Here is a 14,699-nt window from a genome sequence, read left to right as displayed (position 1 = left end):
CGAGGTCGAGGGACACCTACCCGGGCGCCGGCCCGGCACCGGAATCCGTGGCCGGCGCCGTCCGGCTCGGACACGGGCGAATGTCGTGACCAGGACCCGGCTCGTCGCCTTCGACCTCGACGGCACGCTCACCCGAGGCCAGACCTGCCTGCAGACCCTCGCAACCGCGTTCGGCTTCGCTGATCGAATGCCGATCTGGGGACAGGCGCGCACCGACGAGGAGATCAGGGCGGCCCACGCCGGTGTCTGGGAGCACCTGAGACACCGCACCCGCAGGGAGATCGCCGCAGCCCTGTCCGGCATTCCGCTCGCCCCAGGTGCCTGCGAGGGCATAGCGGCGCTGCACCGGGCCGGCATCAGGACGGTCGTCGTGTCCCTGGCCCTTGCCTCCAGCGTCGCGTATTTCGCCGGACGAGTCGGCATCGAGAAGATCATCGCGGCGGAGCTCGACGACAACGGACGGTTCGACTGCGTCTTCCCGGCCACCAAGCCGACGCTGCTCGCCGGCCATGCCCGCGCGCTTCGCGTCACACCCGACCAGATCGCCGCCGTCGGCGACAGCGTCGGCGACGTGCACATGCTGCGCTCCGCGCAGACCTCGATCTACGTCGGCGCCACCCTGCCTGACGACTGCAGCCCGACATGGCACCTCCCGGCGGCGCCGATCGACGACATCGCACGCCTCATCCTGGAACGTCACTGAGACCGGGTCGAGGCCTGCCCAGGTCTGCCACGCCTCCATCGCGGTCCGTCTCCGGCCGGGCCACCGTACTGACCGGATGTCGATCCCCCTCCGCATGCCGATCGGAATCGAATTCGAGCCGCACGCCCTGAGCAAGGGATCGCGACCGGATGGCTGCCCGGCCGCCTGTCGACACGCGGCCGGGACAACGCGGGCCGCGGGGTGGAACCGTTGTGTCGACCCACGGCTTCCATGCCGGACGCCGGTTCGGCATGGGAGCCTCGGTGCCGCCGGGGTTCGCGCTGTCAGCCCGCGCTGAGGTTGGTGCGGCGCACGATCAGCCAGACGGCGGCGAGGGCCACCGCGGCCAGGCCCAGGTAGCCGGCGGCGAGGATCAGGTGGAAGTCGGGGATCCTGCTGCCCGGCTGATACTCCAGGTACTGCTGGAGATGGTTGTCGGCGTAGCAGGACCACACTGTGCCGGCACCGTCGTCGGGCGGGCAGAGGCGTTCCAGTTCCGCGCCGGTGAGCTGGTGCCCGGAGGCGTCGTACAGGCCAGACGGCTGGTCGCGGCCGTAGTCGATGAAGCCGCCCGTGAGGATCAGGTCGTTCTTGTCCCGCAGCACGGCGTTGTCCGGCGCGCCGATCTGCAGGTGGGCGGACAGCGGCTTCATGAGCGTGGGGTAGCGCCACCGGACGAGCAGCGTCAGGCCGATGAAGCCCGCGGCGACGCCGAACACGGCGGGGAGTGTGCGTTTGATGGCGGCGCCGAGTGCGGCGCCGATCGCGAACCAGCAGATGCTGATCGCGAGTGGGAGCATCCCGGTGTTCAGGAGACTCCGGTACTGGAACATGCCTACGCGGGAGACGTTGGACACCACGTGCTCCAAGTGGTCGCTGGCGCCGGCCACGACCGCGGTCACGGCCGCCACGAACAGGCCGAGCAGGCTCAGCTTGGCCCAGAGCCAGCGCGCCGGGGAGACGTCCTGGCTCCAGGCCAGCAGCAGGGTCCGCTGCTCGTGCTCCCTGGACAGCAGGGGGACGCCGATGAACACGCCGATCAGCATCGGCATGTACTGCACCAGCAGCAACAGCGAGGCGAGGGTCAGGGTCAGGTTGGAGGTCCCGGCGAGTCTGGCGGCCTGGGGGGAGTGTTCCGGGCACCTCATGTCGTGGCACTGGTGATACAGGTCGGTCACCTCGGCGGACAGGTAGGTCATCCAGCCCACGAGCACGGCGGCCAGGACGAGCGTGCCGAGGATGGTCCAGCGGTGCTGGCGCCAGGCCAGCCAGATCAGACCGGAGAAGCCCCCGCCCGGCGTGGCGGTGGACTCGGTGCTGTCCTCGTGGTGCGCGGCGAGCCGTGGCCGGGTGATCGGGGTCATGCTGCTGCCTCCAGGTCCCGGTGTGTCTTGGCCGACGCCTTGAGGTAGGTCAGGATCAGCTCGTCCAGGGTGACGGGTTGGGCGGTCCAGCCGGGCGCGACGATCGCCGGCGCGGCCGGTCCGGCGGGCTGCCGGACGACGAACGTGGACTGCCGGTCGGTGTGCTGCGCCTGGACGATCGTGCCTGGGCTCGGTGGCAGGTCCGCGCGGGGTCCGGTGAGCCGCAGGTGGCCGTCGAGCAGCTCCTCGACGTCGCCGGTGAGCACGGGGCGGCCCGCGTCGAGCAGCAGCAGATGGTCGCCGACGCCGCTGAGCTCGGCGATGATGTGGGTCGACAGCATCACGGTCATGTCGCTGTCGGCGGCCTCGGCCATCAGCTCGCCGGTCACCTCGGTGCGGGCCACCGGGTCGAGGTTCGCGAGGGGCTCGTCCAGCAGCAGCACGGCGGGGCGGGAGCCCAGGGCGACCGCGAGCGCGACCTGTGCCCGCTGCCCGCCGGACAGTTTGCCGCAACGGCGGTCGAGCGGTATGTCGAAGCGCTCCAGCCAGGACAGTGCCCGTCGTTGGTCCCACATGCGGTTGGTGGCTCGTCCGAAGCGGAGCATGTCGGCCACGCTGAAGTCCCGGTACAGCGGCTTGTCCTGGGCCAGGATCGCGACCCGGCTCCCGACGCCGGCAGGTCCGCCCCCACCCGCGGCCCCGCCCTTCACCACGGGGCGGCCGTTGACCAGCAGCGAGCCGGAGGTGGCCGGCAGCATGCCGCTGATGATGCTCATCAGGGTCGACTTGCCCGCGCCGTTGGCGCCGACGAGCGCGATGATGCGGTGGGCGGGCAACTGGAAACCACACTCCCGCAGCGCCCACACGTTGCGGTAGCGCTTGCTCACGTCGCGGGCTTCCACGGCGATGGGCTGCTCGCTCATGCGGCGCCTTTCTTCTGCTGGATCGCAGCGCCCGGCGCCGGTTCGCTCTGCGGCTGGTCGCTGCCGGCCTGCGTCCTGCGCAGCGAGTCCTCGACGATCACCGAGGCGATCAGCGCCTGAACGTCCTCGTCCTCCAGACCTGCGTCGCGGGCCTGGCCGAGCCACCGGGCCAGGCCTGTGCGCAAGCGGGCCATGACATGGGGATCCGCGTGGCCGAGCGTCCCGCTGACGAAGGTGCCCGCCCCCTGCCGCGCCTCCACCAGGCCGGACAGCTCCAGCTCGCGGTAGGCCTTCAGCACCGTGGTCGGGTTGATCGTGCACGACGTCACCACGCTGCGCACGGTGGGGAGCTGGTCCCCGGGCTGCAGCGTTCCGATCCGCAGCCCCTCGCGCACCTGCCGCACCAACTGGGCGTACGCGGGGACGCTGCTGGACCGGTCGATATGGAAGTTGATCACCTCACGGGTCCTCTCCATCCGTCCCTTGGACAAGGACAAATTGTTATGGTCGAGTAGAACACTCGTTAACCATTACCACAAGCGGCAGGCCGGGGGCGGGATGGCGCATGCTGGATGCTCCTGGGCCGGCTGCTGGCCGTTGTGGGACTGCACGCGACGAACGCGCAGCGGGTCACCTACCCGTCGTGACCGTCACAGCCCTTTGTGAACGTCCCAGCCCTTTGTGAACGTCACAGCCCGGCGGCGGGCAGTCCCGCCAGGGTGAAGCGTTCCTGGAGCCAGGGCAGCAGGTCCTGGTAGGCGGTGATGGTGTTCGGCTGGCCGTTGTCGTGGGACAGCACGATCGAGCCCGGGCGCGTGTGGCCTTTCACGTGGCTCACCACGCGGGAGATGTGCGCCGACGCGCCGCTGTCGTGGGTGTGCTCCCAGTCGCGCGGGTCCACGTCCCAGGAGATCGAGTCCATGCCCAGCGAGCGCGCCTTCGCCACGAGGGCGGGCGTGAAGTTGCCGCCGGGCGCGCGGAAGTACCGGACCGGCACGTCCGTGCCGACCGCCGCGCGGATCATGTCGTTGGTGTGCCTGAGGTCCCAGTCGATGTAGGCGTCGTCGCGCTGGGCGAGGTTCAGCAGGTGCTGCCACGAGTGGTTGCACAGGGTGTGCCCGTCGGCGTGGATGGCCCGGACGAGGTCGGGCCGGTCGCGGACCCGGAACCCGACCATGCAGAACGTGGCGTGGATGTGCCGCTCCCGCAGCATGGCCAGCAGCTTGGGGGTGTTGATCGGGTCCGGCCCGTCGTCGAAGGTCAGCGCGACCGCCGGGCTTCCCGTCGTGATGAAGGCGCCGAAGCGCCCGTCGCCGTCATGGAAGGTCGGGCTGGGTGACGGGGACGCCGACGGGGTGGGGCTGGGCAGGGGCGCGGCGGCGACCGGGACGGCGGACACGGCCGGCGCCGGCTGCGCGGGCCGTGCCGCGGTGATGCTGTCGCCGGTCAGCGTGACCAGCAGCAGCACCACCACGGCGGCCGGCAGGCCGAGGATCGCAAAACGCACACCTGTCAGACGGGCGGACACCGCGACAGGGTTGCACGCCGCACCGGCCGGCGGGCCGGCGACCCGGTCAGTGGCTGAAGGTCACGGCGGGTTCGTCACCGATCCACTGCCACATCTGCACGGTGCCGCCGGATTCCTCGGCCGGCGCCGTGGGCAGCTCACCCCGCCCGGTGACCGCGTCGTGCAGGCCGGTCAGGTGGCATCCCGCTGGTCCAGCCACTTCAGCATCGCCTGGTTTGTTTCTTCCGGCCGTTCCTGCTGGATCCAGTGACCGCAGTCCAGGCTGACCACTTCCACGTTGGGCACGAACTCTGCCAGTCGTTCGGACCTCGCGACCGCGTCACGGTCGCCGTAGATCATGAGTGTGGGCTGCTGGATGATGGGGTCCACGTCCGCCAGCAACCGCCAGTTGCGGTCGAGGTTCCGGTACCAGTTGATGCCGCCCGTGAACCCTGTCGACTCGAAGGCGGAGACGAAGACGGCCAGTTCGCTGTCGCTCATGACGGGCTCACCGAGTGGCGTCTCCGCTCTGGCGAGCTCGATCAACGCCATGCCCGGCTGCGGCTCCTTGGGCGGCTCGTTCTTCCGGTACATGTTGCGAAGGAACTGGAAGGTGTTCTCGTCGAACACGGCGTCGGCGACGCCCGGCTGCCGGTTGAAGTGGACGAAGTAGAAGTCGCCGCCGAGCACGGCTTCCATGACCTCGATCCAGGGTTTGTCGCCGCGCTCGAGGTACGGCAAGCTCAGGTTGATCACCCCGTTGACCCGGTTCGGATGCAACAAGGTCAGGCCCCAGACGACGGCGGCACCCCAGTCATGACCGACAAAGGTGGCGTCGTCGTACCCGTAGTGGTCGAGCAGCGCGACGAGATCACCCGACAGGTGCTCGATGTCGTAGTCCGTCACCTCGGCCGGACGGGACGAGTTGCCGTACCCCCGCTGGTTCGGGACGATGACGTGGTAGCCCGCTGCGGCGAGGGCGGGCATCTGATGGCGCCAGGAAAATGCGTGCTCCGGCCAGCCGTGACAGAGCACGATGGGCCTTCCCGCGTTCTGCCGCCCTACTTCGAAGACTTCGAGCTGCACACCGTTGACCGGAATCAGGGTGGGCTCGGGAAAATCGGTTGGTGAGGTCATGTCGCCATCGTGCCGACCGAAACCGGTCACCCTATGACCGGTATTCTGTGGAATGTTGTCGGGGTGCGAGCCGACCGGTTGATGGCAGTCCTCCTTCTGCTGCAACAGCGCGAGCAGGTGACAGCGGCAGAGGTCGCCCGGGAGCTGGAGGTCTCCGAGCGCACCGCCCGCCGCGACCTCGACGCCCTGGCCATGGCCGGGGTGCCCGTGTATTCCATGCAGGGCCGAGGCGGCGGCTGGCGCCTCGTGGGCGGCGCCCGCACCGACCTGTCCGGGTTGACCGCGGGTGAGGCCCGGGCCCTGTTCCTGGTTGCCGGCCCGGCCTCGGCCGCTACGCCGGCCGTGAAAGCGGCGCTGCGCAAGCTCGTCCATGCCCTGCCGGAGCCCTTCCGGGTGCAGGCCGAGGCGGCCGCGTCGTCGCTGGTCACGGACCCCCGACGATGGGGGTCGAGTCGGGTGGAGCATCGACCGCCTCGCTTCCTCGACGAACTCCAGGACGCGGTGATCCGTGGCGTCCAGGTGCGGCTCGGCTACATCGACCGCACAGGCGCCGAAACCGAGCGAACCGTCCACCCGCTGGGCATCGTCGCCAAAGGCCCGTCGTGGTACCTCGTCTGCAACACCGAGGCGGGCCGGCGGACCTTCCGGATCGACCGCGTGTCGTCCGCCGACCCGACCGACGATCCCGTGCATCGACCCGAGGACTTCGACCTCGCCGGGAGCTGGCGCGAGATCGCCGACGAGGTCGACCGCAAGCGAATGCCCCTCGAGATCCAGGCGGTCTGCGTGCCCCACGGGACAGGCATGCTCCGGATCGGGTTCGGCGATCGGCTCGAGGTGGGAGGTCCCACGACCGACGGCCGCATCGAGGTCGTGATCCGCGGCAACGACGAGTACGTGCTCGCCGGTGAGCTTGCCGGGCTGGTCGAATGGCTCGAGGTGACCGGCCCACCGGGTGTGCGGGACCACCTGGCCTCGATCGGCAAGGCGCTCGTCGAGCGATACGGCTGAGCCGTGATCGGTGCTGAGCCACGGACAACCCGCACGTCACAGCCACCGAACCGAATTACGACCGCACAGGCTCGCTCAAACCGGCACGAACCGTCGGCTCGGACATCGTTGCCGTCGAGTTCCCGTTCTGGTGGGTCTACGTCGTCGGCCCGGTGCTCGGTGCGGTCGCCGGCGCCGTCCTGTGGGAGCGGCTGCTCGTGCATGGCAGCAAGGAGGCATAGTTCACTTGGCCGGCCCGGCGCCTACGGGACGACGCGGTCGCGGATGTTGTCGAGCACCGCCTCCGCTGCCCATGCTGCTGCGTCGGCGATGTCACGCCGGTCCATGCCGAACTCGCGGCGAAACGTCACCCAGGTCGCGGCGGAGTCGAGGTGGGACAGCGCCACGATGACCGCTCTGCGCTGCGACGCGTCGAGGGATGGCACCTCGGCGTCCAGCAGCCGCTCGAGGTGCGCCCGGCCCAGCGCCGGCGCCGCGCCGCTCACGCCGCGCATTGCCGTCTCGGCGACGACGTGCGCGAGCTCCGGTCGCGCGTCGTACCGCTGCATCGCGTCGCGGATCGCGAGGGGGATGTCGAAGATCGAGTGCGACTCCTCGCGGACGAACACCGTCGCCTCGATCCACGCTGCGGTCGCCAGCAGCAGATCGACCCGCGTAGGATAGTTGCGGAACACCGTGCGCTCGGCGATGCCGGCCCGGCGGGCGACGAGCCGGTAGGACACGTCGTCGCTGCCGACTTCCTCGATCAGCTCTGCGTAGGCGGCGAGGATCGCCGCTTGCGTGCCGCTCAGCGCCGGGACGGCCATCGACCTGCTCACGGCTCCGCCCACGTCGCGTCGGGCAGCCTCGCGAGCATGGTGCCCACGGCGCGATCGAACGCGTCGCAGATCTCACCGGCATCCAGGTCGAAGCCCGTGCGCAGTCGCGCCCAGAACATCGCTGACGAGAAGTACCGCAGGGATGCCGCGACCCGCCGCCGATCCCGCCGGTTGAGCGTCGAAGCCGACACGTCGAGCATCGCCTGGATCGCACGCGTGATGTAGGCGGGCTCGGCGTCGAGCGTCAGCGAGATCGTAGACGCCCGTGCGCTGACGAATGCGTACGCGGGTGACGCGTCGAAGGCGCGGAAGCGCTCGTGCACGGCAGCGCGGAAATCGGCCACGGTCACGAACGGCGGCAGCGGGAAATGGGTCTGCTCAATCCAGTTCGACAGTGCGGCGAGCAGGTGCGCACGCGTGGGGTACTGGCGGTAAACCGTGCGCTCCGAGATGCCGACCTCGTCGGCGAGGGCGCGATAGGAGATGTCGTCAAACGTGTGCTCACGCAGCAGAACCGCCGCGCTCGCCAGAATCGCGGTCGCGGTGTCGACCGGCTCCTCCATCACGTTCCCCTGCCTCGATCGGTCGCCCAGTGCGGGGGGCTTGTGACTTCCGGCGGAAGTACGTAGCGATCGGAATCGTCGAGCGTGAGCGCCAGCGACGAGACGTACTGCACCTGGCCGTGCGCCCCTCGCTGGGCCGAGGCCAGCATATCCGGTCGCTCGAACATATATCCGGTGACATGGCAGCGGAGCCGCTCGCCCGAGGGGTTGCCGTGCTCGTCGAACAGGGGAGAGTCGATGCCGTCGGAGCGGCGGCGGAGGTAGTAGCGCCCCCGCGTGGCGAGGGCCGTGACCGGCGTGGCGACGAACGCGACGCCGATCGCGATGAGCACCGAGAACGGCTTGACGGCGGTGCCGAGCAGCCCGGCGAACGCGAGCAGCGAAAGCACCGAGGCGAGTCCCACCGACACGAGCCCCACCGGGTTCCAGTCGTGCAGCATGCCGCGGCGGAATTCTGGGAAGCGCGGCGAGATGCGCAGCACCCATTTGTTGATCGCGATATCGGTGGCGATCGTCACGAGCCACGCCATGACGACGTTCGCGTAGAGGCTCAGCACGAAGGAGATGAGGGTGAAGACGTCCAGCATCATGAGCGCGTACGCGATCACAAGGTTGAGCAGCACGAAGATCGTGCGACCCGGGTAGTGCTTCGCCACCCGGGTGAAGACGTTCGACCAGGCGAGCGAGCCCGAGTACGCGTTCGTCACGTTGATCTTCACCTGCGCGACCACGATGAGCACGAGGGCGAGGACGATTGCGAGCCAGTCGGGGAGCAGGGTCTGGTACATGCCGACGAACTGCTTGACCGGTTCGGTCGCGTTGTGCCCGAGGGTGGGATCCACCTTCACGAGGACGTAGACGGCGAGGAACACCCCGATCATCTGCTTGGTACCGCTGAAGATGACCCAGCCGGGGCCGGCCAACGCGAACGACGTCCACCACGAGCGGGCGTTCGCCGGCGTGCGCGGCGGCATGGCGCGGATGTAGTCGATCTGCTCCGCCAGCTGCGGGGTGAGGGCGAAGCACACGGCCGCGCTTGAGACAACGGCGCCGAAACTGATCGAGCCGTCGGATTTGCCGCTGAACGACGTGAAGGCGCGCACCGACTCGGGGTCGGAGACGATGATCCACAGCAGCGGCAGCAGGGCGAGGGCGAGCCACAGGGGCGTGGTCCAGAAATGCAGACGCTCCAGCGCGCGCATGCCGTAGATGACGATCGGGATCACGACCACGGTCGAGATGAGATAGCCGAGCCACAGCGGCGTCCCCGTCGCCACCTGCAGCCCCTGCGCCATGATGGCGCCCTCCAGGGCGAAGAAGATGCAGGTGAAACCCGCGAAGACCACCGTTGTGATGATCGAGCCGTAGTAGCCGAATCCCGAGCCGCGGGCGATGAGGTCGAGGTCGAGGTTGTAGCGGGCGGCGTAGTAGGCGACGGGCACGCCCACGATGACGATGATGACCGACGCGAACAGGATGCCGAGCACGGCGTTGGCGGTGCCGTGGTCGATGCCGACGCTCGCGCCGATCGAGAAATCGGCGAGGAACGCGATGGACCCGAGGGCGGTTGCGCCGACGGAGGCCGCGCTCCAGCGCCGGAAGGTGCGCGGCACATATCGGAAGGCATAGTCCTCGAGGCTGTCCTCCGCGGCCGCGCGCGCGTTGCCTGTTCTGCTCACAATGGCATCCCCTCACGCGCTAGGCGTGGGGCATCTTCCGGGCCCGTTGTTACGACAGCATTGCAGGCCCGGAAAACGGCAGTGTCGGCTCAGATCGCCATGGCGGCTCGCACGGTGGAGACGGCTGCCGAGCCCCCTTCATCGGTCTGGGTGACGAAGCCCGAGGCGAGCACGACGTAATGCTCAGCGGCCTCGAGGGCGAAGCCGATGTGCTGCTCGACGAGCAGCACGTTGATGCCCTCACTGGCCAGCTGCACGATGGTGTGCTCGATCTCGGCGACGATCGTGGGCTGGATGCCCTCGGTCGGCTCGTCGAGGATGAGCAGCTTCGGCTCGGTGATCAGGGCGCGGGCGATCGCCAGCTGCTGGCGCTGCCCGCCCGAGAGCAGGCCAGCCTTGCGGGCTGCGAACTGCTCCAGTGCGGGGAAGCGAGCCAGCTGCGCGTCGATGAGGGCCTTGCCGCCCCGGCGCCCGTCGGCGACGAGCTGCAGATTCTCGAGCGTGGTGAGCTGGCCGAACGCCTGCTGACCCTGCGGCACGTACGCCATGCCGCGAGCGACGCGCTTGTTGGGGGGCAGCGACGCGATGTCTTCGCCGTCGAAGAACACGCGGCCCTTCGTCGGCTTGATGAGCCCGATCGCGACCCGCAGCAGCGTCGTCTTGCCGGCGCCGTTGTGGCCGAGCACGGCCACGACCTTCCCGGCCGGCACCGTCACCCCGTGCAGCACCTGGGTGCGCCCGTAGCCGGCCTCGATGTCGGTGAGCTCAAGCATGTGAGTCCTCCTCCTGCTGCGAGCTTGCGAGCCCGACGGTTGCCGCTTCGGGCACGACCGCCATGGCTGCCGTGGTCGCGGCGCCCGCGGTGCCGAGGTAGACCTCCTGCACCTTGGGGTCGGCCTGCACCTCGGCCACCGTGCCCTGCGAGAGCACCTTGCCCTGGTGCAGCACCGTCACGCGGGTGGCAAAGCGGCGCATGAAGTCCATGTCGTGCTCGACCACCAGCACAATGCGCTTCGCCGCGATGCGCTGCAGGAGCTCGCCGGTCGCGGTGCGTTCGTCCTGGCTCATACCGGCGACGGGTTCGTCGAGCAGCAGCACCCTCGCGTCCTGTACGAGCAGCATCGCAATCTCCAGCCACTGCTTCTGGCCGTGCGACAGGATGCCGGCCGGCGTGGTGAGCTCGTCGGCGAGTCCTGTCTCCTCAAGCGCCTGCGCGATCGACGGGTCGACGCCACGCCGGGTCCGTAGCAACGAGGACCAGTGGCGATGGCGTCCGGCGGCGATGTCGAGATTCTGTAGCACCGAGAGCTCGTTGAAGACGCTCGCGGTCTGGAACGTGCGGCCGACCCCGAGTCGGACGATCTTGTGTACCGGCCTGCCGAGCAGCTCCTGCTCGCCGAGCCTCGCCGACCCGGTGGCCTGCGAGAGCCCCGTGATGGCGTCGATGCAGGTCGTCTTGCCGGCACCGTTCGGGCCGATGAGGAACCGGACCTCGCCGGGGTGCGCGTCGAAGGAGACGCCGCCGACCGCGACGAAGCCCGAGAACTCGACGTGGAGGTCGGTGACGACGAGCGAGTCGCCTGAGGAAGTGGGCCCGGTCACGACTTCGCCTCCTCGAGCTGCAGGGTGGCGGTCGGCGCTGCGGGCTGTTCGCCCGGGCCCCGTCGCGCTGCCGTGAACCTGGCCAGCACCGACGACAGGCCGTTCGGCAGGAAGAGGATGACGACGACGAACAGCAGGCCGATGATGTACGTCCAGCCGTCGGGCCAGGTGGAGCCGAGGCTCGACTGCCCCCAGCCGACCGCCATCGCGCCGAGCGCGGGGCCGAAGAGCGAGGCGCGGCCGCCGAAGGCAACGCCCGCGATCATGAGGATCGAGGCGGCAGCACCGATCTCGGCCGGGGTGATGATGCCGACGATGGGCACGAACATCGCTCCGCCGATGCTTGCCATCAGCGCTGCGGCGACGAAGGCGACAAGCTTGACGTTGGCCGGGTCGTAGCCGAGGAAGCGCACGCGCTCCTCGGCGTCCCGGGTGGCGACGAGGAGCTCACCGAAGCGGCTGCGGTAGAGCTGCCACACCACGAGCAGGCACACGACGAGCAGCCCGGCCGTGATGAGGTACACCATGGTCCTGTTCGCCGGGTCCTTCAGCACGAAACCGAAGAAGTACTTGAAGTCGCTGAGTCCGGTGTCGCCGCCGGTCTCGCGGATCGTGGAGCTGATCAGGGTGGCGAGCGCGACGGCGAGCGCCTGCGTCAGGATCGCGAAGTACGCGCCCTTCACGCGGCGCTTGAACAGCGCGTAGCCGAGGATGCCGGCCGCGACCACCGGGAGCAGCACGATCGCCAGCAGGGTGAACGCCGTGCCGCGGAACGGCTCCCAGAACGCCGGGAGCGGCGCGAGCGGATCATAGAGGACCATGAACCCCGGCACCCCGTCACCGGCGGTCTCCAGCGTGAGGTGCATGGCCATCGAGTAGGCACCGAGGGCGAAGAACACCCCCTGGCCCATGACGAGCATCCCGCCTCGGCCCCACGCCAGGCCGATGCCGACGGCGGCGATCGCCCAGCAGCAGTACTTGCCGAGGTTGCCGAGCCAGTGATCGGTGAGCACGAGGGGAGCGACCGCGAGGAGCAGGACGGCGAACACCCCGATGCCGCCGAGGGAAAGGTGTGGCTTCAGTTTGGTCATACCAGACTCCTGGTTCGCACCGTGAACAGGCCCTGCGGGCGCACCTGCAGGAAGACGATCACGAGGATGAGGGCAAGCACCTGCGCGAGGCTGCCGGTCGTCCAGTAGGCGAAGCACGAGAGGACGACGCCCACCGCCCACGCGGCGATGATGGTGCCCTTGAGCTGGCCGATGCCACCGGCGGCGACGACGAGGAAGGCCGGGATGATGTACTGCGCGCCCATCTGGGAGTTCGTGCCGCCGATGAGCGACGCGGCCACTCCGGCGACCCCGGCCAGCCCCGACCCGACGAAGAAGGTCAGGCGGTCGACGGTGCGGGTGGAGATCCCCGCGGTCTCGGCGAGGTCCCGGTTCTGCACGGTCGCACGGATGCGGCGGCCGAACGAGGTGTACTTGAGCCAGGCCGCCAGCGCGGCGACGCAGACGCTCGCGAGCACGATGGTGAACACCTGCCGCAGCGGCCAGTCGTAGCCAAGGATGGTCAACTGCCCGTCGAGCCAGCCTGGCTTCTCCACCGGGACGCCCTGGGATGGGAAGATCTGCAGCGCCGCCTGTTGCAGGATCAGGCTGACACCGACCGTGACGAGCAGGGTGTCCAGCGGCCTGCGATACATCCATTGGATGATGCTGACCTCCAGTAGGAGGCCGAACAGTCCGGCGACGACGAACGCGACCGGCAGCGCGACCGGGATCGACAGATCGCTGGAGTCGATGACCTGCTGGACGAGGTAGGCGGTGAAGGCGCCGATCATGAGGAACTCGCCGTGGGCCATGTTGATCACGCCCATCTGACCGAACGTGAGCGAGAGGCCGAGCGCGGCGAGCAGGAGCAGCGCACCCTGTGCGCTGCCGTTCAGCAGCGGTGGGATCAATGCGTCCACGTGCTCTCGCTCTCTGTGCGGGGGTGATGTGCGGGGGAGCCGGGGTACGCGGGGTTGCCTGACGCAACCCCGCGTCCGGGTGGAACGATTAGCCGGCGGCCTTTACGAGTTGGTCGCGGACGTTCGCCGGGAACCAGTCGTAGCCCTTGAGGAACGGGTCGGGCTTGATGAACTTCTCGGAGGACCAGACGATGTCGAACTGCTTGTCGGCGTTGATCCGGCCGATGTGGCCCGGCTTGGAGATGTGGTGGTTCTCGCCGTCGAGCGTGACGGTGCCCTCCGGTGCGGCGAAGGTGATGGTGTTCTTCTTCGCCGCGGCGTTCACCGCGTCGACGTCGAACGAGCCGGCCGCCTCGACGAGGGCCTTGTACAGGTACAGCGAGATGTAGGCGGCCTCCATCGGGTCGGAGGTGACGCCGCTGCTCTTGGGGTAGGCCTTCCAACTGTCGATGAACTTCGGGTTGGTGTCGGTCTTGAGCGACTGGAAGTAGTTCCAGGACGCGTAGTGGCCGGTGACCTCGTGGCCCATGGCCGGCGCCTCCTCCTCGGCGATCGACACCGAGATGATCGGCGTCGTCGCCGCGGTGAGGCCGGCGTCGTAGTAGGCCTTGATGAAGCCGACGTTCGACGAGCCGTTGATGGTGTTGAAGATGAAGTCGGGCTTGGCCGCCTTGATCTTCGCCACCTGGGTGGTCCAGTCGTCCTTGTCGAGGGGTACGTACTCCTCACCGACGATCTCGATGCCGAGCTTGGCCGCGTAGAGCTTGATGATCGCGTTCGCGGTGCGCGGGAAGACGTAGTCGCTGCCGGCGAGGAACAGCCTCTTCACCCCCTTGGAGGCAAGGAAGTCCATCGCCGGGATGATCTGCTGGTTCGTGGTCGCACCGGTGTAGTAGATGTTCGGCGACGCCTCAAGGCCCTCGTACTGCACCGGGTAGAAGAAGAGGCCGTTGTTCTTCTCGACGACCGGCTTGACGGCCTTGCGGGAGGACGAGGTCCAGCCGCCGAAGATCGCGCCGACGCAGTCCTGAGTGAGCAGCTTCTCGGTCTTCTCCGCGAAGGTGGGCCAGTCGGTGGCGCCGTCTTCCTGGACGTACTGGATCTTCTTTCCGAGGATGCCGCCGCCGGCGTTGATCTCGTCGGCGGCCATGTGCAGCACGTTGGAGACGGTCTTCTCGGAGATCGCCATGCCGCCGGTGAGGGAGTTGAGGAAGCCGAGCTTGATGGTGTTGCCGGAGGTGTCGACGCAACTGGGTCCGGCCGACTTGCTGCCGGACGTTTCGTCGCCGGCGCGGGAGCCACAGCCGGCGAGCACGAGGGCGACGGTCGTCGCGAAGGCGCCCGTGGCGACAAGCGTGCGCAGCCGCTTGCTGGTGGTGGACATATGCGGGAACTCCGTTCCTGGTCAAGGAGGCGTGAC

Annotated in this window: 16 protein-coding genes and 1 pseudogene; 3 read left to right on the top strand and 14 right to left on the bottom strand. The window is 68.8% G+C overall.

The genetic code is table 11. The features are described 5' to 3' along the window. Positions 1–85: 85 nt before the first annotated feature. The gene (locus ABZS58_RS26255; RefSeq protein ID WP_354785782.1) at positions 86–703 is read left to right on the top strand and encodes an HAD-IB family phosphatase; all 618 of its coding nucleotides are present in this window, start codon (positions 86–88) and stop codon (positions 701–703) included. A gap of 284 nt (positions 704–987) precedes the next feature. On the opposite strand, the gene ABZS58_RS26250 is transcribed toward ABZS58_RS26255, so the two are convergent. The 6 genes from ABZS58_RS26250 to ABZS58_RS26225 form a co-directional block, all read right to left on the bottom strand. Next, a complete protein-coding gene (locus ABZS58_RS26250; protein WP_354785780.1) occupies positions 988–2,067 on the bottom strand; it encodes an ABC transporter permease in 1,080 nt (359 codons plus the stop codon). After that, a complete protein-coding gene (locus tag ABZS58_RS26245) occupies positions 2,064–2,990 on the bottom strand; it encodes an ABC transporter ATP-binding protein (RefSeq protein ID WP_354785778.1) in 927 nt (308 codons plus the stop codon). Before ABZS58_RS26245 ends, ABZS58_RS26250 begins: the two co-directional genes overlap by 4 nt. After that, the gene (locus ABZS58_RS26240) at positions 2,987–3,448 is read right to left on the bottom strand and encodes a GntR family transcriptional regulator (RefSeq protein WP_354785776.1); all 462 of its coding nucleotides are present in this window, start codon (positions 3,446–3,448) and stop codon (positions 2,987–2,989) included. The genes ABZS58_RS26245 and ABZS58_RS26240 overlap by 4 nt, the downstream gene beginning before the upstream one ends. 230 nt (positions 3,449–3,678) lie before the next feature. After that, entirely contained in the window at positions 3,679–4,518 is an 840-nt protein-coding gene (locus tag ABZS58_RS26235) for a polysaccharide deacetylase family protein (protein WP_354785774.1), read from the bottom strand. A gap of 46 nt (positions 4,519–4,564) precedes the next feature. Continuing rightward, on the bottom strand, positions 4,565–4,717 hold the full coding sequence (locus ABZS58_RS26230; RefSeq protein ID WP_354785772.1) for a hypothetical protein: 153 nt from the start codon (positions 4,715–4,717) through the stop codon (positions 4,565–4,567). Next, positions 4,690–5,634, bottom strand: a complete 945-nt coding sequence (locus tag ABZS58_RS26225) for an alpha/beta hydrolase (protein WP_354785770.1) — start codon at positions 5,632–5,634, stop codon at positions 4,690–4,692. The genes ABZS58_RS26230 and ABZS58_RS26225 overlap by 28 nt, the downstream gene beginning before the upstream one ends. Positions 5,635–5,643: 9 nt before the next feature. Between ABZS58_RS26225 and ABZS58_RS26220 the strand changes: the two genes are divergently transcribed. Further along, positions 5,644–6,645 carry a WYL domain-containing protein gene (locus ABZS58_RS26220; protein ID WP_354785768.1) on the top strand — a complete coding sequence of 334 codons (1,002 nt, stop codon included), beginning with the start codon at positions 5,644–5,646 and terminating at the stop codon, positions 6,643–6,645. Between the two features lie 83 nt (positions 6,646–6,728). Beyond that, a pseudogene (locus ABZS58_RS26215) lies at positions 6,729–6,866 on the top strand (aquaporin); the annotation flags it as partial. Between the two features lie 21 nt (positions 6,867–6,887). On the opposite strand, the gene ABZS58_RS26210 reads toward ABZS58_RS26215, so the two are convergent. The 8 genes from ABZS58_RS26210 to urtA form a co-directional block, all read right to left on the bottom strand. Beyond that, entirely contained in the window at positions 6,888–7,463 is a 576-nt protein-coding gene (locus ABZS58_RS26210) for a helix-turn-helix domain-containing protein (protein WP_354785766.1), read from the bottom strand. After that, the gene (locus ABZS58_RS26205; protein WP_354785906.1) at positions 7,460–8,026 is read right to left on the bottom strand and encodes a helix-turn-helix domain-containing protein; all 567 of its coding nucleotides are present in this window, start codon (positions 8,024–8,026) and stop codon (positions 7,460–7,462) included. The genes ABZS58_RS26210 and ABZS58_RS26205 overlap by 4 nt, the downstream gene beginning before the upstream one ends. After that, complete coding sequence (locus ABZS58_RS26200) at positions 8,026–9,705, bottom strand: cytosine permease (protein ID WP_354785764.1); 1,680 nt, start codon at positions 9,703–9,705, stop codon at positions 8,026–8,028. Before ABZS58_RS26200 ends, ABZS58_RS26205 begins: the two co-directional genes overlap by 1 nt. 89 nt (positions 9,706–9,794) lie before the next feature. Beyond that, positions 9,795–10,478 carry an ATP-binding cassette domain-containing protein gene (locus ABZS58_RS26195; RefSeq protein WP_354785762.1) on the bottom strand — a complete coding sequence of 228 codons (684 nt, stop codon included), beginning with the start codon at positions 10,476–10,478 and terminating at the stop codon, positions 9,795–9,797. Continuing rightward, entirely contained in the window at positions 10,471–11,307 is an 837-nt protein-coding gene (gene urtD, locus ABZS58_RS26190; RefSeq protein WP_354785760.1) for an urea ABC transporter ATP-binding protein UrtD, read from the bottom strand. Before urtD ends, ABZS58_RS26195 begins: the two co-directional genes overlap by 8 nt. Beyond that, positions 11,304–12,398 (bottom strand): urea ABC transporter permease subunit UrtC, encoded by a 1,095-nt coding sequence (gene urtC / locus ABZS58_RS26185; RefSeq protein WP_354785758.1) that lies wholly within the window; start codon positions 12,396–12,398, stop codon positions 11,304–11,306. The genes urtD and urtC overlap by 4 nt, the downstream gene beginning before the upstream one ends. Beyond that, the gene (urtB, locus tag ABZS58_RS26180) at positions 12,395–13,279 is read right to left on the bottom strand and encodes an urea ABC transporter permease subunit UrtB (protein WP_354785756.1); all 885 of its coding nucleotides are present in this window, start codon (positions 13,277–13,279) and stop codon (positions 12,395–12,397) included. The genes urtC and urtB overlap by 4 nt, the downstream gene beginning before the upstream one ends. 88 nt (positions 13,280–13,367) lie before the next feature. Beyond that, positions 13,368–14,663, bottom strand: a complete 1,296-nt coding sequence (urtA, locus tag ABZS58_RS26175; RefSeq protein WP_354785754.1) for an urea ABC transporter substrate-binding protein — start codon at positions 14,661–14,663, stop codon at positions 13,368–13,370. Between the last annotated feature and the right edge of the window lie 36 nt (positions 14,664–14,699).

It is taken from the genome of Dactylosporangium sp. NPDC005555 (genome assembly GCF_040605635.1).
In the GTDB taxonomy this organism is placed as follows: Bacteria; Actinomycetota; Actinomycetes; order Mycobacteriales; family Micromonosporaceae; genus Dactylosporangium.
This window is presented reverse-complemented; position numbering and strand designations above follow the sequence as displayed.